20 protein-coding genes are annotated in these 22417 nt (G+C 42.4%); 9 read left to right on the top strand and 11 right to left on the bottom strand.

Annotated features, from left to right (window positions below; translation table 11 throughout):
- Positions 1-118 precede the first annotated feature (118 nt).
- Complete coding sequence (locus FFR00_RS17600) at positions 119-481, top strand: DUF2750 domain-containing protein (RefSeq protein ID WP_137674731.1); 363 nt, start codon at positions 119-121, stop codon at positions 479-481.
- A 63-nt stretch (positions 482-544) separates the two neighbouring features.
- On the opposite strand, the gene hemH is transcribed toward FFR00_RS17600, so the two are convergent.
- The 6 genes from hemH to recR form a co-directional block, all read right to left on the bottom strand.
- Complete coding sequence (hemH, locus tag FFR00_RS17595) at positions 545-1531, bottom strand: ferrochelatase (protein ID WP_137674730.1); 987 nt, start codon at positions 1529-1531, stop codon at positions 545-547.
- Between the two features lie 95 nt (positions 1532-1626).
- Positions 1627-2271, bottom strand: a complete 645-nt coding sequence (adk, locus tag FFR00_RS17590; protein WP_137674729.1) for an adenylate kinase — start codon at positions 2269-2271, stop codon at positions 1627-1629.
- Positions 2272-2359: 88 nt separating this feature from the next.
- Entirely contained in the window at positions 2360-4480 is a 2121-nt protein-coding gene (locus tag FFR00_RS17585) for a GGDEF domain-containing protein (protein ID WP_137674728.1), read from the bottom strand.
- Complete coding sequence (locus FFR00_RS17580) at positions 4477-5649, bottom strand: extracellular solute-binding protein (protein ID WP_137674727.1); 1173 nt, start codon at positions 5647-5649, stop codon at positions 4477-4479. The genes FFR00_RS17585 and FFR00_RS17580 overlap by 4 nt, the downstream gene beginning before the upstream one ends.
- 191 nt (positions 5650-5840) lie before the next feature.
- The gene (gene htpG / locus FFR00_RS17575) at positions 5841-7751 is read right to left on the bottom strand and encodes a molecular chaperone HtpG (RefSeq protein ID WP_137674726.1); all 1911 of its coding nucleotides are present in this window, start codon (positions 7749-7751) and stop codon (positions 5841-5843) included.
- Positions 7752-7908: 157 nt separating this feature from the next.
- Positions 7909-8511 (bottom strand): recombination mediator RecR, encoded by a 603-nt coding sequence (gene recR, locus FFR00_RS17570; RefSeq protein WP_137674725.1) that lies wholly within the window; start codon positions 8509-8511, stop codon positions 7909-7911.
- A 197-nt stretch (positions 8512-8708) separates the two neighbouring features.
- On the opposite strand from recR, the gene FFR00_RS17565 reads away from it, so the two are divergent.
- Complete coding sequence (locus tag FFR00_RS17565) at positions 8709-9938, top strand: phosphatase PAP2 family protein (protein ID WP_137674724.1); 1230 nt, start codon at positions 8709-8711, stop codon at positions 9936-9938.
- Between the two features lie 55 nt (positions 9939-9993).
- Positions 9994-12885, top strand: coding sequence for a PAS domain-containing protein (locus FFR00_RS17560; RefSeq protein WP_137674723.1), 2892 nt, complete (start codon positions 9994-9996; stop codon positions 12883-12885).
- 69 nt (positions 12886-12954) lie between these two features.
- On the opposite strand, the gene FFR00_RS17555 is transcribed toward FFR00_RS17560, so the two are convergent.
- Positions 12955-14061 (bottom strand): phosphoribosylaminoimidazolesuccinocarboxamide synthase, encoded by a 1107-nt coding sequence (locus FFR00_RS17555; protein WP_137674722.1) that lies wholly within the window; start codon positions 14059-14061, stop codon positions 12955-12957.
- Between the two features lie 310 nt (positions 14062-14371).
- Entirely contained in the window at positions 14372-15529 is a 1158-nt protein-coding gene (locus tag FFR00_RS17550; protein WP_137674721.1) for a cupin domain-containing protein, read from the bottom strand.
- A gap of 141 nt (positions 15530-15670) precedes the next feature.
- Between FFR00_RS17550 and FFR00_RS17545 the strand changes: the two genes are divergently transcribed.
- The gene (locus FFR00_RS17545) at positions 15671-16591 is read left to right on the top strand and encodes a J domain-containing protein (protein ID WP_161985202.1); all 921 of its coding nucleotides are present in this window, start codon (positions 15671-15673) and stop codon (positions 16589-16591) included.
- Here FFR00_RS17545 and FFR00_RS17540 read toward each other — a convergent pair.
- Positions 16575-16757, bottom strand: a complete 183-nt coding sequence (locus tag FFR00_RS17540; RefSeq protein ID WP_137674719.1) for a hypothetical protein — start codon at positions 16755-16757, stop codon at positions 16575-16577. The genes FFR00_RS17545 and FFR00_RS17540 overlap by 17 nt on opposite strands.
- A gap of 114 nt (positions 16758-16871) precedes the next feature.
- Here FFR00_RS17540 and FFR00_RS21825 point away from each other — a divergent pair, with 114 nt between their 5' ends.
- From FFR00_RS21825 to FFR00_RS17515, 4 genes are all read left to right on the top strand, one after another.
- Positions 16872-17810: a tRNA-(ms[2]io[6]A)-hydroxylase gene (locus FFR00_RS21825; protein WP_201798766.1), complete on the top strand. Its 939-nt coding sequence runs from the start codon at positions 16872-16874 to the stop codon at positions 17808-17810.
- An 84-nt stretch (positions 17811-17894) separates the two neighbouring features.
- Positions 17895-18467, top strand: coding sequence for an LON peptidase substrate-binding domain-containing protein (locus tag FFR00_RS17525; RefSeq protein WP_137674718.1), 573 nt, complete (start codon positions 17895-17897; stop codon positions 18465-18467).
- Positions 18468-18768: 301 nt separating this feature from the next.
- Positions 18769-18996: a hypothetical protein gene (locus FFR00_RS17520; RefSeq protein WP_137674717.1), complete on the top strand. Its 228-nt coding sequence runs from the start codon at positions 18769-18771 to the stop codon at positions 18994-18996.
- 125 nt (positions 18997-19121) lie between these two features.
- The gene (locus tag FFR00_RS17515; protein WP_137674716.1) at positions 19122-19364 is read left to right on the top strand and encodes a DUF6482 family protein; all 243 of its coding nucleotides are present in this window, start codon (positions 19122-19124) and stop codon (positions 19362-19364) included.
- A gap of 67 nt (positions 19365-19431) precedes the next feature.
- Here FFR00_RS17515 and msrA read toward each other — a convergent pair whose 3' ends face one another.
- Positions 19432-20067, bottom strand: a complete 636-nt coding sequence (gene msrA / locus FFR00_RS17510) for a peptide-methionine (S)-S-oxide reductase MsrA (protein WP_137674715.1) — start codon at positions 20065-20067, stop codon at positions 19432-19434.
- A 43-nt stretch (positions 20068-20110) separates the two neighbouring features.
- Positions 20111-21775 (bottom strand): glutamine--tRNA ligase, encoded by a 1665-nt coding sequence (glnS, locus tag FFR00_RS17505; protein WP_137674714.1) that lies wholly within the window; start codon positions 21773-21775, stop codon positions 20111-20113.
- 229 nt (positions 21776-22004) lie between these two features.
- On the opposite strand from glnS, the gene FFR00_RS17500 reads away from it, so the two are divergent.
- Positions 22005-22406 carry a hypothetical protein gene (locus tag FFR00_RS17500; RefSeq protein ID WP_137674713.1) on the top strand — a complete coding sequence of 134 codons (402 nt, stop codon included), beginning with the start codon at positions 22005-22007 and terminating at the stop codon, positions 22404-22406.
- The last annotated feature ends 11 nt before the right edge of the window (positions 22407-22417 follow it).

Raw genomic sequence — 22417 nt, 5'->3', positions numbered from 1 at the left:
GACTAAGTCATTTCTCGTTTGAATATTAAGCACTCAACCAAGCGCTTAGCCCTTTTATATGACGCCTAGCTTTATTTGGATTATTCTAATCATAAATCACCGCAACCGAGGACGATTTATGTCTGAAGCAAACTCTGTCGCTAAGTCTGACAGTCAATCACGCCTGCAATACTTGATTAAAGAAAGCAAAGCTCAGAATCAGCTGTGGATCTTAATTGATGATGACGGCTGCGTTATGCTTAACTCTGAAGACGAAGACTGTGTTCCTGTTTGGCCAAGTAAAGAATTTGCCGAAGACTGGGCCACTGGAGATTGGGCACACTGTAAAGCAGAAGCTATTTCACTGAACAAGTGGCGAAGCCGATGGACAGAAGGGTTAACGGGTGACGAACTATACGTGGCTGTATTCCCGAACGAGCTAGAAGAAGGGCTTATATTGTCGCCTTACGAATTTGAAGACGCGCTAGGAAAAGGGCGTTAAAACAATAAAGCCTCGTATAGTGTTCAACTATTGCGAGGCTTTATTTTATCAATCGTTAACGATTTACCAACCCTGAGTATGTTTTTCAATAAGTTGGCAATATAACTCTACTTGCTCAGGGTTATCGTTCAAAGCAGATATATAGTGATACTGTTCACCGCCCGCCTCTAAAAACTCGTCACGTAACTCACAAGATACTTCTTCAATGGTTTCTAAGCAGTCTGCTGAAAAAGCAGGCGAAATAACATCTACCGATTTAACCCCTTGCTCGGCTAGTTGATGAAGCAGCTGATCGGTGTAAGGTTTCACCCAAGGATCTTTACCAAAGCGCGACTGATAACATAAACGCCATTGGTTTTGTTTTAACCCCAACAAGCCTGCCACTTTAGCCGCGGTATCTTCACATTGTTGTGGATAAGGGTCGCCATTTCTAGCATAACGTTCGGGAATGCCATGGAATGAAAACAGTAATACCTCGCCGCGCGCTGTGAGCTCCCAATGTTGCTTAATTGAGTTGGCTAATGCTTCAATGTAAGCGGGCTCAGCATAGTACTCTTTCACCATACGTAACTCGGGCAAGTTATAGGTATTCTTTACACTTTTTGCGTAAGCATCAAATACTGGGGCAGTAGTAGAAACCGAATATTGCGGGTACATAGGCAACAACAATACTTTTTGATGGCCAGCCTTGAGCACCTCATTAACAGCCTCCTGAATATCAGGTGAGCTATACGTCATGGCTAGGAACACTTCAACCTTGCCACGAAGTTTGGCTGACACTTTTTGATGAATTTGCTCACTAATGACTTTTAGCGGGGAGCCATTTTTTAGCCAAATTTGCTGATACAGCTTAGCTACTCTGCGTGAACGCAGTGGCAAGATGACACAATACAACAAGGGCAACCAGAGTATTCTGGGCAGATTAACCACGCGTTTATCTGATAAAAATCGACCTAAGAATTTAGCAACGGCGTTTGGCGTAGCTTCGTCTGGGGTACCTAGGTTTACCATAATTACGGCACATTTTAATTCGCTGTCGTTTTGCTGCATTCAACTATTCCCTATATATAGATGACACAGTGTACGGCATTTTTAGGCATAAAAAAAAGCGGCAAGAGCCGCTTTTTTCTTATCACGATGAGCAATTAATCAAGCAATTCAATTAATTGATTGCTGATAGCTTCAACTGACTGAGTTCCGTCAAGTTTAAAGTATTTGCTATTGCCCTGTTCAGCTTCTTTACCGTAGTAGCTTACTAATGGTTTAGTTTGCTCATGATAAATAGCTAAACGGTCACGAACGATGCTTTCTTCATCATCTGGGCGAATAACTAAGTCTTCGCCGCTAACGTCGTCTTTACCTTCAACCTTAGGTGGGTTGTATACAATGTGGTAAACACGGCCACTGCCTGGGTGAACACGACGGCCACTCATGCGTTTTACGATTTCTTCATCGGCTACGTCAAATTCCAAAACAGCATCAATGTTAATGCTTGCTTCTTTCATTGCGTCTGCTTGTGGAATAGTACGAGGGAAGCCATCTAGCAAGAAGCCTTTGGCACAATCGTTTTCAAGAATACGTTCTTTTACTAAACCAATGATCAACTCATCTGAGACCAGTTGTCCTGCATCCATTACTTCTTTTGCTTTGATGCCTAATGCGGTGCCAGCTTTTACAGCTGCACGAAGCATGTCACCAGTAGAAATTTGAGGGATGCCATAACGCTCCATAATAAACTGTGCTTGGGTACCTTTACCCGCACCTGGAGCGCCTAAAAGAATAATGCGCATAATTTGCTGTTCCTTGGTCTAGTTTTTAGTGCTTTTACAAGAGACGTGAATTTACACTGATGGGGCCAATACTACAAGGGAAGCTCGACTAAAGTTGAGTTTGACGAAGCTGCGCGTAGTAGCGTTGTTTATTGCTGTACATGTTTTGGTCAGCCAGTTTATATAAGCCGCTAAAATCAACATCACCGGTTGAGGCATAACCCAAAGAGAAACTCACTACAGGCTCTCCGCCGAAGCTATTTAGGTCGATCCCTACCTGGTTATTTTGTTTGTTTTGCAAGGTTTGCTCTAACAATTCAGCATTAACCAACTGCTCTCCTACCAACACAATGGCAAACTCGTCACCACCAATGCGGTAAAAATCAGAGGTGATACCTTGGCAGCACTCCGCCATAACTTTAGCGACCGAAATAATCAATTGGTCGCCTTTTTCATGGCCCTTTTCATCATTCATTTGTTTTAAACCATTTACATCTATAATGAACAATCCTACTTCGGCATCTAATTGGGTTTCCAAGGTAAATTGAAGCTCGTCAAAGGCTTGACGATTGCGGATCCCAGTTAATGAATCGGTTCTGGCAACATGATCTAACTCTTCGTTCAGAGTTCGGTTTTCCAAAAAAGCGCTCAGCTCAGTAATAAACAACAAAATGCGATTGCTGTACTCTTCACTAAGTTTTGGTTCATTAACCAATAGCCAACCCATTTCACCACCGCCACAACGAATACCAAAAACATTCACCAGTTGTTGCTTAAACTCAATGCTAAAGCGATCCCAACGTTGCCGAGATTTTTCTGATACGCGGTTTTGCAATACCTCAAAACTATCAATCTCTAGCGACAATCTTTCATAAACTGTGCGATGGCCCCGCGATTTAGGCAAATGGATTATCAAACCCATATTGGGAAAGCACATCGCAAGGATACGCAATGCATCTCGAGAGATTTGCCGATTGCCAACACTGGCTTCAAGCACTCGTCTAAATTGCACCAATTGTTGGAAGAAGAAGTTACTTTGAGCCAGGTTATCCATGGATTCTTCTAAATCCCTTGTGCGCTCTTCCACCTTAAACTCTAACTGGCTGTTAAGTGTTTGTACTTCTTCTAAGTAGCCTGCCCGCAGTTTATCTACTTTGGCCAGTTCTTCGTTCTTTTGATTTACCGTACGAAGCTGTTCACCAATTGTTGATTTCATTTCAGCGAGTAAGTTAGCAACATCGGCAAATTCACGAATAGTCACTTTCCCGTCGGCAACCCAGTCGGCTTCTCGGCCTTTTTCAAAGTCCCGGATCAGCGCGTACAATTGGCCAAAGGCTTTGGCGACCAAGTGGGCAAATAGCATTACAACGAGAATAATGGCCACAATCACCACTACGCTGGTTGCCATACCGGGTGCCATGGCCTCTTTTACTTGATGAGTTAAGCTGTCTAAGCGCTGGCCAACTTTAATCTTAAGCCATACAGAGTTTTGGTAATTGCGCCCACTAATAATCAATCTGCTTGAATGCGTAACATCATACTCATCATCACCAATCAAGTTACCTTCTAACTGCTCTTCACGGTAAAACACCGCTAGGCTTTCATCGGCTTGTAGCTCTTTCTCTACCGTTGAACCCAGTTTATAAATGGGCACAACAGCAATCAGATAGCCTCTCACATGTATATGATCGATGGCTTTGTCGGAGTAAATTGGCACCACATGCACCAAACTATGGTGACGCCCACCTTTGTTTACCAGTGAGTAATTGTCGATTAGGTAAACTTTGCTTTTTGAGTCGATATCTTTGATTTTGAAGGGTGACTCGAAACGATTGTGAAGAATATTAGATTGCTCTAACGCAAGAATATTTCCGCCATAGGACTCAATCACATATCCATCAGCTTCCACCAAATACAGTGATTCAATCAACGGTGTATCCAATACAAAATTAGCGAGTACGTCTGGCAGGTGAATTGAAAACAGCAGATCATCAATGCCTTTCACTATGCTGTCTTGTTCTGACAACAAGCGTAAGCCATTAGTTAAAATCTCGTTGCTGTGCGACAACTCCGCGGTGATTTGATTAGCAGACGCCACCAAACGACTGTCTACCGACTTATAAACAAAACTATACATTTGCTTATAGAGCGTAAACGACAGCACGGTTACCGGGATAATGGCAACAAAGATTAACAATATAAAAGTGATAGACCGAAGCCTAATGGTCATTTTTTGCTTCCGCGTTTACGAACTTCTTTATCGGCAACATTTTGCATAAATTTGGTGGCTTGTTCGACCGAATAACTATGGTCAATATAGCGATTAAACCCGCGTTCCATAGCCAACCATACAATTGTCATTTCAGCATCACTGGGCATAGCCTTGGTTTCTGCCATTTGTTGCAGCATTTGTTGGTCGTTCTCGGTATCACTATTTATTTTTTGCTCAAGCACATCCAGATTGGCAGGAATTAAGCCACCTTGCTCATAAATAATATCTTGCGATGTGGATTGCTGCATAAATAAACTAAATTGTTTTATCTGTTCATAATTAGCGTCTGTTTCCGCCAAACGAGGAAAAGCCAGAACGTAACCAGAAAACATTGGCAACATAGGTTTACCCGCTATGCTAGGTAATACACTCACGCCGAGTTTATCGCCCACGCTTTGCTTGAGTTCTTTGTATATCCAATCGCCATTGATCATGTAAGCCGCGTCTCCATTTTTAAAACGTTCAACGCTACAATCATGATTACAACTTGAATCAACGAGACCTATATCTTTCAGCTGCTTGTAATAACTTAATGCCTTTTGCATTTCAGGCGTATCAAGAGTGATGTTACCGTTCTCCATTAACCAACCTTGATAGGCGGTTAGGAAAGGAATGAACCAATACATTTCTCGATAATTCCAAACAATAGCATCACGCCCATCGGCACTCAGCAGTGTTTGCTGCTCTAATAACTCAGCCCAGCTTTTCACTGGTTGCTTCACCAAATCTTTATTGTAATAAAGTACTAAGTGATTGCCTTGAAACAAAGGAATACCGTATTGCTCACCATCCGTATACCCAGCACCTAATACCCGTTGTTCAAGCTGCGGAATAATCCAGTCTTCAGGTACTGGAGCCAATGAAATAAGATCATGCATGCCCACAAAATCACTGGGTACATACAGAATATCCGGCAAGGTATTAGTACGCGCTTGATTAAGCACTTCTTCGCGTAAACGCTCTGAAAGAAAATTGTTTTTCTCAACGGTAGCGCCGCTTTGTTTTTCAAATTCAGCAATCGCGTTATCGAGATATTGAGATGGGTTATGTGCATTCCACAATGACACCTTTGTATCGGCTAGAACGGCAAAACACGTAAAGCCCAAAACAAGTAACCATGTGCGCATGTTAGCTACCTAATGTTTTTTATTTTTTTTTAGTGTAGCAATGAATTATCGCTTTAACTGTGAGCTTACACGCTGCCCTCACTGACAAGTGCTCGGATCAGTTTAATAGTTTGTATAATCGTTCATCAATCAGCGACTTAAAATACAAAAAAGGCAGCACGTAGTGCTGCCTTTTTACCCCATATTAGCGTTTAGGCTAATAGTTGGTTAATACGCTTAATAAACTCTGAAGGGTTTTCTAGGCTACCGCGCTCTGCCAAGGTTGCTTGATCAAACAATACATTAGACCACTCGGCAAACTTCTCTTCATCTTGTTCGTCTGCTACGCGCTTAACTAAAGCATGCTGTGGGTTAAGCTCAAAAATGTACTTTTGCTCAGGAACATCTTGACCCACCGCTTGCATCAACTTCTGCATTTGGGTACTCATGTCGTTGTCATCAACCACAATACACGAAGGCGTGTCGGTTAAACGGTAAGTTAAACGTACATCTTTAACTTTATCACCAAGACTTTCTTTTACTCGAGTAACAAAGCTTGCGTATTCGCTTTCATCTTGCTCTTTTTGCTTCTTAGTTTCTTCATCATCTAAGTCGCCTAAATCCAAGTCACCTTTAGTCACAGATACTAGCGTTTTACCTTCTGCTTCTGGCAAGTGGCTAATCAACCACTCATCTACACGGTCGTGCATAAGCAGAACTTCAATGCCTTTACGCTTGAAGATTTCTAGGTGCGGGCTGTTTGCTGCAGCGGCGTAACCATCGGCCGTTACGTAGTAAATCTTGTCTTGTCCTTCTTTCATGCGCTCGATGTAATCGGCAAATGAAACATTCTGTTCAGCGCTATCACTGTTAGTAGAGGCAAAGCGCAATAGCTTGGCGATTTGGTCTTTATTCGCCATGTCTTCTGCTGGGCCTTCTTTCAACACTTGGCCAAACTCAGCCCAGAACGATTGGTACTTCTCAGCATCGTTTTTCGCCATGCGCTCAAGCATAGTTAGTACACGTTTAGTACATGCACTACGTAAATTAGCGGTGGTTTTGGTGTCTTGCAGAATTTCGCGAGAAACGTTAAGCGGTAAATCGTTTGAATCTAACACACCCTTAACGAAACGCATGTAACCCGGCATAAACTCGTCAGCGTCATCCATAATGAATACACGTTGTACATAAAGCTTAAGGCCGTGCTGGCGCTCGCGGTTCCACATATCAAATGGGGCTTTGCTCGGGATGTACAACAAGCTGGTGTAATCTTGCTTGCCTTCAACCTTATTGTGCGCCCAGCTTAGTGGATCGGCAAAGTCGTGAGAGATATGCTTGTAAAACTCGTTGTACTCTTCTTTAGAGATATCGTTTTTACCACGAGTCCATAATGCAGTCGCTTTGTTAATCGCTTCCCATTCACCAGAGATAGCTTCAACTTTTTCGCCTTCAGGGCCTTCAGACTCTGGGGTTTCATCTTTCCACATTTGTACTGGAATAGAGATGTGATCAGAGTACTTAGTGATAATTGAACGAACTTTCCAGCTATCTAGAAACTCTTGCTCGTCTTCGCGCAGGTGTAGAATAATGTCTGTGCCGCGACCTTCTTTAGTAATGTCGGCAACCGTGTAGTCACCCTCACCAGCACTTTCCCAACGCACGCCTTGGCTTGTTTCTGCGCCAGCTGCGCGTGTTTCTACTGTCACTTTATCGGCAACAATAAAGGCTGAATAGAAACCTACACCAAATTGACCAATCAGTTGTGAGTCTTTCGCGCTATCGCCGCTTAACTGGCCAAAAAATTCTTTAGTACCTGACTTAGCAATCGTACCCAAATGCTCAATCACGTCATCGCGTGTCATACCAATGCCGTTATCAGACAAGGTAATCGTTTTAGCATCTTGGTTAAAACTAACACGAACACGTAAATCACCGTCGTTTTCAAACAACGCGTTATCTTCTAATGCTCTGAAACGCAGTTTATCTGCGGCATCGGCGGCGTTAGACACCAACTCACGAAGGAAAATTTCTTTATTAGAATAAAGTGAGTGAATCATCAACTGCAGTAATTGTTTTACTTCAGTTTGAAAGCCATGTGTTTCTGCATGAGCTGCATCAGTCATCGAGTTATATCCTTGCTTTAAACATACTTCTTTAGTTGATAAACGATATGGGGGTAAGCAATTTTGATTTCAAGCAATGCACTAAAAAAAATTATCTACCACAAATAAAAAAGCTCACTAACGTTAGTGAGCTTTGTGCTTAGTGTTAACCACTCATTTAATCGAACTGCTGGCGGCCAATGAGGGAGTGAGACAACGTTGTTCCATCCACGCTATCTAATTCACCACCAAGCGGCACTCCGTGGGCGATACGCGATACTTTGACTTTATAGCGCTTTGCCATATCGGCGATGTAATAAGCAGTCGCCTCACCTTCTACAGTTGGGTTGGTTGCAAGTATCAATTCTGAAACATCTTCATTAGCTAAACGCCGTTCTAGCTTATCTAAATGCAGTTCACTGGGGCCAATGCCGTCTAATGGCGATAGATGGCCCATAAGCACAAAATAACTACCATAAAACTGCGCAGTTTGTTCAATTGCGGCTACATCGGCTGGCGTTTCAACCACACAAATCACCCCTTTGCTGGTACGCTTTGGCGATTGGCAAATTGGGCATAAGTCTTCTTCTGCAAAATTTCGGCACACCTCGCAGTGGCCAACAGCGTCCATCGCCTTCGTGAGATGCTCGGCTAATTGCAAACCATCTCGACGTTTTCTTTCTAACAAGTGAAACGCCATACGTTGCGCACTGCGGGGGCCAACCCCAGGTAAAACCTGTAGCGATTTAATCAGTTGGTCAATACTAGGGCTATATTTCATTAAACTTCCACTAAACTCTATTTAAGCGAGGCTAATGTAACAGTGTGATTTACAAAATTCATCTTAACTCAGCAAATATTTATGCGGTATTTAGTTAAGCTGTTTACTAGCCTAACAGCGGTAGCCTGCGTATTATAAAATGTGTAAAGCAGTATTGGTGATTACGGATTAATCACCAAATAAAACAAGGAAGAACAATGAAGCTGAAAACAAGCCTAGTTGCAGCCGCCGTGCTCGCAACACTCAGTGCCAACTCTATGGCCGAAGAAACCTATGTCCAAATTGGTGATTACACTCAAATATTGCTGCCATTAGGCGGTTTAGCAGTAAGTTTAATGAAAGAAGATTATGCCGGTAGCCTTCAGCTTACTAAGTCTTTTGCAACGACGATGGTATTTACCCACGGTATTAAATTTGCGGTAGATAAACGCAGACCTAATTTCACCACTAATAACTCCTTCCCTTCAGGGCACACTGCAGCAGCATTCAGCGGCGCGTCATTTTTTCAAACACGTTATGGCTCAGCATGGGGCGTTCCTGCTTATGCCTTAGCGGCTTACACAGGTTGGAGCAGAGTACATGGCGACAAACACTATTGGGATGACGTGGTCGCCGGAGCTAGTATCGCCACCTTAAGTAACCTATTTTTCGTTAACCCTATTGATGAAGACATTCGCGTAAGCCCCATGGTTGACGGCGACGCGAAAGGTTTAAAAATATCCCTGTCTAATGGCTTTTTTGAAGGGGGGACACGCTCTAAAAAGCCGACAACTACTTTTGATCCGCAATTCAAATTCGATTTTTTACTTGGCCCTACCCGCTTAAAATCAAATGATATCGGTAGTTTTGCCAACGACCAAAATATTGAATTTGGCCAAGAGGATACAGTAACCACTGCCGCAGCGCGCTGGACCTGGTTTGCTAGCGACCAACATAGCTTTAGCTACCAGACTCAACCTTACGAAGCTCGTGACCAAGGTAAAGTAGAAGGTAGCACTGATGTTTATGCCCAATACCAAGTGTGGGATAACGCGGTAAACTGGCAATATGACCTACAACTAGACAAACAGTGGATTGCCAAAGCAGGTTTAGGCTTATTAGTGCAATATGCCCAAGCATCCCTTTACCCAGACTCTAGCTTTTCTAGCGAGCTTTCTGGCGAAGAAGAATGGCTATTTTATCCTTTAGTCAACGCCACTGTTGGTTACTATTTTACCCCAAGCGTAAACCTAGCTTTGGCCGGTGAGTACGGCAACAATGGAGACGGTGAAGTTGTATCTTCTGATTTAAGTGTAAATTATGCCTTTAACCAACGTTGGGACATTGGCGGTGGTTACAATTACTATAAGCGCGACCAAGACAATGCTAAAACCTTTAGAAAGGTTGAGTTTGACAGCATTTATCTACGACTAGGTTACGCATTTTAATGACTCGGGCGCATTAAGCGCCCAAATTTTTGAGCTTTAGCTAGCAAGGATGCCCGTGAGAACGCGTTTGAAATCTACATTACTGTTTAACTTATTAAGCATCATCGTTATTGCCAGCTTAGCAGCAATTAGCTTACCTTTTCTTTATAAGCAGCACACCGCAGCAATTGAAGCAGAAGTTAACACCGCTCTCAGCTTATTTGAAATAAGCGCGCGCCGAGCGGTGAATACACAAAACAAAAATATCCTTACCGACTTAGCTCAGCAACTCCTTAAATCACCAAGCATTAACTACGTAAAAGTGACTGATCAAAGTTCTAAGCAATTAATGGCAGAGGCAGGTGAAGCGCGTAAATCAAACCAATCAGACGCCCAAAAAACCAATAAATTAGCCGCACAAGTTGATAACCAACAACGGCCAGCCAGCCAAATAAACCCTGTTGCTTGGGTAGAAATAGAGTTTGCCACTCCCAGCAATGTTTACTATTGGCTTTACCCTCATCGTTTAGCACTTATCAATTTAATTATTGCGATACTTTTAATACAGCTTGCCTTAAGCCTTATCGCTAGTAGTTTGTTAAATAAGCACAAACCCCCTTCAAAGAATGATACCAAAATCCAAAAAGAGCCCAGTATGGGGGAGCAAAAGCCTTTAGTCACTAGCTCTAAAACCGCCTTGGAAATGGCCAATACTAAACTACAGAAAGAGCTCACTCGTACTAAATCTAAACACGAAAAAGATAAAACCAAGTTAAAGCAACTGGTTGAGTTATCTAGTCGAGCGAACAGTTTAAAACAAGCCTTGCTTGAACATGCTGACAATGCCACCTTCATTGTTGATGAGCATAATCACATCATTGAATCTAGTCCGATAGGCTTGGCATTTTTAGGAGTAGATAAAAATAAACTGATTAAAATAAACCTAAATAATTATTTTCATACGGTAAACAATCAGGATTATGAGCCTGCTGATTTTATGGAGCTACTAGTATCCTTCCCCGAGAGCTTCTGTATGCTGGCATCAAGCAAACAGAATCAACAAGCCTATGCGGCAACCCACGTAGCCTTACCTTTTAATGAAGACAGTCTTTATTTAGTTAGTCTGAGTCCGATCCCTGAACATAAAAGCGACCTGGCGAGTAAGCAAAAACGTGAGCAACGCATTGAACAATTACAACTTGCTTCGCTCTACACACCGTTAAAAGCAGGCTGTATAGAAGCCTTAAATCAGTTAAACAATGCTAGCCAATTAGCATTTTCACACACGCTTAATTACCAAGCGTTAGACGCACAACTTCGCTTAAGTACTCTTATGAAGTGCTTACCTTGGGAACAAGCGCATAAAGCTGATATTGCCCTTCAAGCTAGGTCTATATTAGTCGAGTTAGAAAGTCATTTACTCACCTTCAGCCCCTTGTACAGGTCAAAAAGCTTGAGTTGGTCGTTAGTGGTGAGCCCTGAAGTAAAACAGCAGTATTTTGTCAACAGCGAACATCTAAGTGCCATTTTACATCTTCAGTTGTATTTAGTGTCTTTGTACCCAAAGGGCTCACAGGTGCTGTTTCAACTTACCACTGAACAAGAGCAATTGGTGTTTAGCATAGACAGCGAGAATGCGCCGGTTTTAAGCGAGTTACAACAATCAATCATTGGCTGCAGCGCTGCACTAACCAAGCAAGTTAATGCTAGGCAACAACAAAGCCAAGATACCTTAAGTTTAACCTTTGATTTTGCGGCCTTAAACGATCAAGTATTGTTTTCGGCTCAAGACAAGCCTCAAACAACCCAGTGCGTCGTCGCCTTACCTGATCCGTTTGTTCAGCGCTGTCTTAGCCTGCAATTACAACTGCTAGGCATAGAAGTAATAGAGCAAGCGCAATATACTCAGATAGATGATAGCCGCGAGGTGGTATACATCAGCACAGATAAACAATTGCCAACAGAGCTTGATGAGCTAAACCTTAACCAAATCAAAACTCTGCAACTACTTGAAGATGATTCTCAGATACAACAAACTAACCACTCTCATCTAACTTGCCTTAGGGCAAAAGCGAATAGCTACTTAATGGCCACGTTATCGTTGAAAGAAGAAAGCGAAGAACAGCAGAATCTTAGCGATATTGCTCAAGCAATTATTAAAGCAGAAGATCTAGAACTACAGACGACTAGAACAAACTTAAGCATAGCCTCGTTTAGTCAGTCCAAACATGACTTTGAAGAACTTAAAACAAGTCAACTGCAATTTAATTGGCAACATCGAGTGTGGCAAGAAGCCTATAACCAAATCAAAAACTTGTACCAAGTGGACTACCTGCTGATTAAGGCTGAAGACCTTAATTCAAAACGTATTCAGCAAGTTAAACAGCGCAGTCAGCGCCCTTCTTTATTAGTAGTAACAGATACAGAGTCAAATTCAGCACTATTAGCAGAGCAACTTCAAGGCGTAAATTACTACCCTTTAGTTGGCCCTCTCACTCAGCAACAGTTAGTGAATGCCATTCAACTCGATCAACAATTTGGTCAGGGCTTTGAATCAATCTGCGACGATGAGCAGTTATTACATACGCATCAGCTTTCTGAATTTAATTACTTAAGCCTGATCAAATCACTGAGTGAGCTAAATTCCAATGACTTAAAGGGTACAGATTGCGCTACTTTGACCAGTAAAACGGGTGCTAGCTTGACTCAACATAGTTTCAAAGAAAGCTACTTAAATGAGTTGTATCGGGTATTTACTATTGAAACCAAAAATAGAGCGAGCCTAATCAATGGCTATGTTGGAGAACAGCGCTGGCCTGAAATACAACAACATATAAACCATATTGCGCGCGACGCTGGGAAGTTTTCTTTAGCACCACTAGAGAAAAGCTTGAATGAGCTAAACCAAGCCTGTATTCAACAAAATGAATTAGCGGTTAAAGATGCCTTAAGCAGTTTAGTCAGTTAACGTTAAGTTAGTGCTTAAAGTTAAGTCGAGCAAAAAAGAACAAGGCATATTTGCCTTGTTCTTTTTTATCTAGTCGGCGATTAAGTCGTAGTCTCGACGGAGAATATCCACCACCTCTTGTTTAGGGTTATCACCCATAACAATTTTTGAGCCGGTGATCTTCTCAGCAATACCAATATAGGTGCTAGAGATTTTCATTAACACTTCTACTGGTAATTTATTATCGCGAGCCAATGCTTCACGTTCAGGCATACGATTTTTGTTTAACAAAATATCTGGATCAGGGAAGTAGCTAAGCAAGGTTTGGCGGAAATCTTCTTTCGAGTTTTCAACCACTTTACCTTGGCGGTACTGCGGGCCATCCCAAATGCGTGATGAATCAGGTGTCCCCACTTCATCCATGTAGATTAGTTTATCGTTACCCTGCGCATCGGTGACATAACCAAACTCAAATTTAGTATCAACAAACACTTGGTCGATATCACTTAACGCTTTACTAATAACATCGAAACCTTGCTTTAATAGGTTCTCGTATACGTCTATATCAGAGGCCGAGGTAAACTTGAAGGCCGCATAGTTATCTTCAATATTGTTGCGAGTTACGTTCACATCATCAGCTTCTGGTACACCAGGAATATCTTTTAGAATGCCTTTAGTAGAAGGAGTAATGAGCAACTCAGGCAGCTTTTGATCACGCTTTAACCCTTCTGGTAAATCAATACCACAAAAGTTACGTTCGCCCTTATCGTAAGCTCGCCACATAGAACCGGTAATGTATTGGCGACAAATGGCTTCAATCATTACCGGACGGGCTTTTTGTACAATCCATACAAAAGGATGAGGAATGTCTAGAATGTGGCTATCGGCTAAGCCCTGCTCTTTGAACAGCTTAAACCAGTGATTAGATATCGCATTCAAGGCAGCGCCTTTACCTGGAACGCCTTTTAGGCCGTCTTCACCATGCCAAATGCAGTCAAAGGCAGAGATACGATCGCTTATCACCATAATGGCTAACGGTGTATCAGCTGCTACGTTATAGCCTTTTTCTTTAATGAGTCGTTTGCTGTCGGCTTCGGTTAACCAATATACGGAGCGTACTTTACCGCTATGTACTGGGCTGTCGGTGCGAATGGGTAAATCGTTATTCACTGCTAATACTTTATCAGCAAGACTCATGGTAAACAGTCCTATATTTAAAGCGAAAAATCAGCAAATTATGATTGCTTACATGCTGATTTAACGGGGAACATTCATTTGCTGAGGGATTTTACCAGAAAGTATCACAACTGCTAGCCATTCCCCCGTTCATACAGCAATTCCTCACTGCAATAGCTTTCGATCCTTTGATTTCAGAAACCAAGGGATGTTTAAAGCTTTTTGCATTGGCGAATACACGTGTAACAGCGCAAAAAAGTACACTTAAACGGCAGCCGCGCTCTTGCTGCCAGTTTGTTCCTACCTTGTTTGCGTTATAACAGTTTGTAATTTACTCATCGCATTGCCCATCAAAATACCAGTAACCCGCATTAACTAAATCGATAAGCCAATCGAGTTGTTTACTATCTTTATCAAAAGCACGCAAAGAGTAACTATCCACAACCGACTTATCACACATCGTTTTAGCTAATGCCCACGAGCAATTAGGTATTGCATAAGCTTGGCCATCAACAAATATTTGATAAGGCAGTACATCCAGATAAAGCGCCTTAATACCTGCACAGCGAGTTAAAGCAATGCCTTGCTCCATACAGGCATGTAATTCTGAGTACCCTAGTTCATCTTCGCTACCGATCAGTACCACAATATCCGAACTGTGGGCGTTTTCGCTTAAGTGCTCACCCAAAAACTGCGCGGTGGCTTCTGGCGAATTAAGTAATCCTTGCATTAACTTATTTAGTGCTAAGCTGTCGTTTTCAGCGATCCGTCCAAACTCTTGAGTCGCAGAGCGTTTCGGGTCAGCAAAACGTTTAGAGCTTAAGTCATGGCGTAATAGATAGTCAGCAAATCCTGACAATAAATCTTTAGCATTAGGCGCTCTAAAGCCAATGGAGTAATTAATGGCCGGTTCGACTGCATAACCTTCATGTGGGCAACCTGGTGGAATATAAAGTACGTCACCAGGCTCTAGAATGACATCAATCTCAGCGTCAAAAGCTTCACAGTGTTTAAGTTTGGCATGAGGAGCAAACTCTTTAAGCATTTGCTTTTTACCCACCCGCCAATGGCGCTTGCCCTCACCTTGAATAATAAACACGCAATACTGATCGATATGCGGTCCCACCCCGCCTTCCGGCGTTGAATAAGAGACCATTACATCATCAAAACGCCAGTTAGGAATAAACTGAAATGCTTCAGCCAGTTTCGCCACCTCGGGGTGCCAATGGTCAACACCCTGCACTAACAACGAGCTATGAGAATCACCGAGCAGATCAAAGTTTTCAAAAGGGCCTAATTCAGCTTGCCACTGCTGGCCCCTAGAGGTTACCAAGCGCGACTGAATTTCAGGCTCCATTGCCAATCCAGCCAATTCTTCAGCACTTAATGGATCAATAAATGCCTGCATCCCTTGTTTAAGTAAACATGGCTGTTGCTGCCAATAATTGGCCATAAAATCTTCAATATTAAACGCGACTTGATATTGCATGCACTTTACCTCTTGTTAAGCAGCACGATTGTACCCGATAAAGGCATCAAAGTTTGCATTGCTTAACGGTGATTAATTAAGACAAAAGCATTAAAAGTTTGTATGCTTATTCACAGAAATACAGGGAAAGTTACACGCACCATGACTACGCATTTTAAGCTTTTTGATCTTCATGAAGATGCTACAGAAGAACAAATAAAATCTCGTTACAAACAACTTGCCTCACGCTGCCACCCCGATAAAGGCGGCTCTGCTGAGTTGATGGTGATGATTAAAAATAGCTATCAAAAACTCATGATTGGAGAAGGCTCTCTAGCAATAAATCAACCTCTGGATAGCAGTAACAAACAAGTTTTAGCGCTAAGGAAAACCATCCACCAGCAGCAATTTTATATTCAAAAGCTCAGTGTAGCCGTCGCTAAAAAAGCTCAACAAAAAGAAACCAAACAATTACAAAAAGTAGTATTTCCTGCGGTAACCAGTGTGTTGCTGATCGCGATTATGATTTTGGCATCTAATTGGTACCAAAGTGAGAAAAAGCTAAACGCATTGATTAGCCAACAACCTGCACCATCAATCATAACGCCAGCCCCAGTGTTGCCAGTCCCCAATTCGCTCAACCCAGAACAAGGGTATAAAACTTGGGAACTAAAACAAAAACTGCGTTTAACCAGCGCTAGGCAGCAATACTTAGAGTCTGATTTAGCCACTAGTTTAGAGGTGATTCAAGGATTGCTGCTTAATAGTAATACTGAACAACTAAGTGTTCAGCAGCAACAGTTTTTACTTCAACAGAATATTGCCTTAGTCCCCGCGCCTCCCCTCATTGCCGTAAACACATTTGAAGCGTTGCTAAACGAACTACAGACTGAACAAACAGAGCAAGGTATTGAGCAAGAACCCATTGAAGAGCAGGCGTTAGACCATGTTTTAGACAAAGACCCCGAGCTTGCCTTAGACCAAGCTACGAGCCTAAATGTTAGCTCTCAGGACGATAAAGCAGTACTTATTGAGGAAGATGCCGAACAACAAAGCGGTGAAGAGGTTAAACCGGATTCTTGATTAACTGATAAGCCTCTAACTTAGCTTGTTCATTTTGTTCTTTAATTAACGCGATTTGCTTTTCTAAGGCGTTTTTCTTTTCGCCGCTAGGTAGTTTTCTACATAAACTACTTAGCTGCTCTAGTGGGGCTAGCAGTTGATCAAACTGTTGGCTAATGTGTTCCATAACACCATCTCATCTTTTAAGAAGCGTTAAGTGTACGCATCAAGTACTTGAAAACAAGCCTCCAAATGGGTGAAACTGCGCGAAGTGACAGAAAACGGACTCTTTTTTACCACTATGCCATATAGCTCTCTACTCGCACCGACCAATCAATTCTTATTTTGCTCAACTCCTCAAGCTTGGATAGAGCAAGCTCGTAAATCAGAGAACCTCAGTTTACTGCTTACCGACCATGCAAATGCTGAATGGAAAGCAGCCGCTACTGCTAGCAAACTGATCAGCAAATATGTAACAAATAGCGCGCCCGAGTTACAGCAAGAGCTAAAAAACCTACTCGCGCCCTACGAGTACCTAATATTTAGAGCAGGAAAATGGTCTGTTGAAGGTTTTAAGCAGTGGTTTTTTCCTCAAGGCATTCGGCAAGCGAGTAAAGAACAACAAGATTTAGCGCACGCCACACTAAACATAATGACTAGATGCTACATACTACCTTCATTAGTAGAGCAATTAAGCCAAGAGCTAAACCTTAACAACCGCAGCATGGCAAACCAATATTCAGCACTTAGCCGAGATAGCCAGCGCGGGGTAAACGCCGGCTTAAGCGCTTTTCAAGCTCAATTAATAGAAAAAATGCGACTACTGATTAGAGAAGAGTTACATCATTTCGAACAAGTCTGCGCAATAATGAACAGCCACCAAGTGTCTTATAAAAACATCAGTGCGGGCGGTTACGCAAAAGCCTTAATTCGCCAAGTACGCCACTTTGAGCCACAAGCATTAGCCGATAAACTTATCGTTGGTGCATATATAGAAGCCCGTTCATGTGAGCGTTTCGCCTTATTAGCGCCCCACTTACCCCAAGACATCGGTAAGTTTTATCAATCCTTGCTTCGCTCAGAAGCCAGACATTATCAAGATTACCTAAGTTTAGCCGCCAGTATTCTCCCGCAAGAGCAACTAGAATCTCGCATACAGCAAATTGGCCAAGCAGAGGCCGAGCTTATACAACAAACAGATCCTATTTTTCGCTTTCACAGCGGCATTCCTATCAGCTAATATTGATAAAGCACCATCAACATTGATCAACTACCGATTTACTCACGTAGTTAAATACATAGTTTGATTAAGATAAGGTGAACTATGCGATTACCCTTGTTTCCACTAGATCTACTGGTACTGCCTGGTGGCTTAAGCCAGCTAAGAATTTTTGAGCCTCGTTATTTACGTCTGGTATCTATCGCCAGTGAAGAAGCCAAAGGCTTTGTGCTATGCCAGCCCAGTAATGAAGACTTCCCTCAATTCAACATTGGTGTGCATTGCATAATTGAAGATTTTGAGCAGCTTGAAGATGGCATGTTAGGCATAACAATTAGAGGCTTAGAGCGCGTCGAACTCAGCGATACTAATCAAGCGGATGATAAACTCTATAGTGCGCTAACAAAAAACAAACCTGCTTGGTCACTTGAACAAGCAAATCCTATTGAAGATGATCTCAGTGAGAAATTACAGCAAGTTTTAGTGCAACACAGCTTGTACGAACAACACCCCGATTTTTTTGCCTACGACGACGAAAGTTGGGTGGTATCTCGTTGGTTAGAGTTACTGCCGTTTTCGAGCAATGCAAAGAACCAAATTTTAAACGAAGACGACTTTAATACCCTAGATAACTTAGTACATCAACTAGTGTCTGAAATAACAATAGATGCTAGGTAACTGAAATATATAGCGATTACATCTTGACCAATTAATCGCTAAGTTTAATGTCAATTTTCAGCACTAAAAACTTATAATTAACTCAAAAAAGTCATATTTATCGTATTTTGCGAACTTTTACACAGTCTTGTAATCAAAAGTGCTTTAAGATGGCTTTGTCATGGATGATGATTAAGGAGCAGTAGTTAAATGCCGTACGGCGGCGTCCAATTGCACTACTGCCCTAATACCCTTGGAACATTAAATATCTAGTAGTTTGAAAGTGAGTGATCTGCGACCCTGACTTTCTTAAAGGTGATTCATGAGATATAAAGCAAAAATAAGCGCAGCAATAACACAAGCACTACCGCTGATCCAAACCGCCACTTCTGATGAAGCCGTATTATGGAACATCGAAAAAGAGCGAGACATGTTATGCATGGAATTTACCTCAAACTTGAGTTTTGAGAATTTAGAGGCCGGTTTTAAGCAAGCCGCTGAAAAATTAGGCATAAGCTGCCCAATTAGTATCTTAAAGTTACGCCGCTAGCTTAGAAATCTTGGGGGTGGATTTACCCTCCCCCAGTTCCCTCTTCCTTTATTATCCTGGCCACTCATCTATTTTGATCTTTGCTACGTATTCACTATTAAGTGCAATCACGGTTAGGAAACAAAATGGAACTCGTTATTAATTCTCACGAAGGCGATATTTACCTAGTTTGCGAGCAGAACCTTAACCCTGCTCAGAGCAAGAGCCATCCAAAACGATTTAACAGCCTTTCAAGCGTTAAGCAGCACTACCAGCAACAGCATCCAGATAAAGTGTGGTTAATACACCATTCGGCGTACGACGAGATGTGCGGATTACCTAGCAGTCATTCAGAAATGAAAATTGAACTCGATTGGTCAAAGCATTAATCCGGTTTTGTTAAAGATAAACCAACAAAAAAGCAGCCCGTAGGCTGCTTTTTTTATGAAAGACGAATTAGTCTTGTAACCAAGGCGGTAAACAAACACCTAAGCCACCTAGTCCGCAATAGCCGTTAGGGTTTTTATGTAAGTACTGCTGATGATTAAGTTCGGCATAGTAAAACTCCTCAAAATCAACTATCTCTGTACTAATCGCTCGCGCTAACCCTTCGCCTTGCAAGGCTTTCTGGTAGGCCTGTTGAGCCTGCTGAGCAAGACTGGCTTGCTCACTATTACTCGTGAAAATCATTGAGCGATACTGAGTGCCAACATCGCCGCCTTGACGCATTCCTTGAGTAGGATCATGCTGCTCAAAAAAACACGCTAACAACTGCTGATAACTAATCACACTTGGGTCGTATACGACTTTTACCGCTTCGGTGTGACCGGTAAGGCCGGTGCACACTTCCTCGTAACTAGGATTAGCGGTGTAACCACCTGCATATCCTACCGCGGTAGATACCACACCATTTTGCTGCCAAAACAAACGCTCTGCTCCCCAAAAGCAGCCTAATCCAAAGTAAGCGGTTGTTAAGCCCGCAGTTGCTTGCAAATAGTTACTGCCGTTTACCGCATGAACACCATCAAGAGTAATCGCAGTATCGCGACCCACTAATGCGTCTTGCTCACTTACCATGTCCGTTTTGCTCATCGATACAACTCCATTAATCTCGATAAAGGCGGTAACTGACGATCTAGTCGCCTATTTTTGCCCAGGTATCACGCAAACCCACAGTACGGTTAAATACTAGCTTTTCTGGGCTTGAATCTTGGCTGTCTACACAGAAGTAACCTTGACGCTCAAACTGATGCGCATGCTCTGCTTGCGCAGTCACTAAGCTAGGTTCAACAAAACCTTGTTTAACCACTAAAGATTCAGGGTTAAGCACTTGGGTAAAGTCTTCTTCAGCAGCTGGGTTAGGTACTGTGAACAAACGATCGTACAAACGAATTTCAGCAGGCTTAGCATGGTCAGCCGATACCCAGTGAATAACACCTTTAGGTTTGCGACCGTCTTCAGGGTTTTTACCCAAGGTGGTGGTGTCGTAAGTACAGTAAACCGTAGTTACATTGCCGTTTTCATCTTTGTCGCAACGCTCAGCTTTAATCATATAAGCGTTACGTAAACGAACTTCTTTACCAATTACCAAGCGTTTAAACTTCTTGTTGGCTTCTTCACGGAAGTCTTCTGCTTCAATGTACAGTTCACGACTAAACGGTACATCACGCTCGCCCATATCTTCACTTGGGTGAAGCGGCGCACTTAGTTGCTCTACTTTATCAGCTGGATAGTTTTCGATAACTACTTTAATCGGATCTAATACCGCCATAGCACGTGGCGCATTGGCATTTAAGTCTTCACGAATACAGGCTTCTAACATTGGCATTTCTACCATGTTTTCCATTTTGGTCACGCCAATACGCTTACAAAACTCAACAATAGAACCAGCGGTATAACCACGGCGGCGTAAACCGGCAATGGTCAACATACGTGGGTCATTCCAACCATTTACATGGCCATCGGTGACTAAGGTATTTAACTTACGCTTAGACATAACCGTGTATTCAAGGTTTAAGCGTGAAAACTCATATTGATGCGGTACCGTATCAATAGTGATGTTCTCTAATACCCAGTCGTATAAACGGCGGTTATCTTGAAACTCTAAGGTACACAAAGAATGAGTAATGCCTTCGATAGCATCAGAAATACAGTGAGTAAAATCGTACATTGGGTAAATGCACCACTTATCACCGGTTTGGTGGTGGTGAGCAAAACGAATACGATAAATCACTGGGTCACGCATACACATGAACGAAGAACTCATGTCTATTTTAGCGCGTAACGAACACTCACCTTCTTTAAACTCGCCCGCTCGCATTTTCTCGAACAAGGCTAAATTTTCTTCTACTGAGGTATCTCGGTAAGGGCTATTTTTACCCGGTTGGCTTAAGGTGCCACGATACTCGCGAGACTCTTCTGCATTTAAGAAACATACAAACGCCAAACCTTTCTCAATCAGCTCTACTGCATAAGCGTGTAGCTGATCAAAATAGTTTGATGAATAACACACCTCATCGTTCCACTCAAAGCCCAGCCATTTAACGTCTTGCTGAATAGAGTTAACGTAATCAATGTCTTCTTTTTCTGGGTTGGTGTCGTCAAAGCGTAGGTTACATGCACCCTGGTAGTCTTGAGCAATTCCAAAATTTAAACAAATCGACTTAGCATGGCCGATGTGCAAATAGCCGTTTGGCTCAGGAGGAAAACGTGTATGCACACTTGTATGTTTTCCCGATTGAAGATCTTCATCAATAATATGACGAATGAAATTGCTAGGGCGATTGTCCGCCTCACTCATACCAGCCTACCTATATATACCGAATATCTAATTTAATCCCGTATAATCACTGATTATTCAGCTCAGCACAAGCAACCATCAATCAAGCGTTGAAAAGATAGCCTACCCGCACTTAAACTCAGCCGTTTTCCTTACCACTTTAGCCTTACAACAGCCCTAACAAATGGCAGTTTCGTGGTTATGGTTTATATTTCTAGAAGGCTATTGTTGATAATTAAGGGAATAAAATATGCGTATATTAAGCGTTGCATTTGGATTGCTGTTATTAGTGGCTTGTTCCAGCACTCCCACTTGGGATGGTATGTCGGAATCTGAAATCGCAGCTTGGAAAGAAATAGGCGTAAATGTAGAACAAGTTCAAACCTATGTGCGAGCAGGAATGAGTCAGCCACAAGTAAAAGAGTTTATTGACCAGAAATTTACTGACCCTGCTAAAATTACTTCTTGGGGGCAAACCTTTACTGCCATTGACGCCAGAGGCTGGATAGATTCTGGTTTCGATTTAACCGCCGCCAAAGACTGGGCCGCTAACAAATTCAGCTTTGAAGAAGCCGCAGCTTGGGCCTCAGCAGACTTCGACTTAGACGGCGCTAAGAAAAACCGAGATAAAGGCTTAACCCCGGTTAAGTAAACACACGCTGT

The organism is Agarivorans sp. Toyoura001 (assembly GCF_005405585.1).
Taxonomy (GTDB): Bacteria; Pseudomonadota; Gammaproteobacteria; order Enterobacterales; family Celerinatantimonadaceae; genus Agarivorans.
Note: the sequence above shows the minus strand (reverse complement) of the source record. Positions and strands in the feature narration are given on the sequence as shown.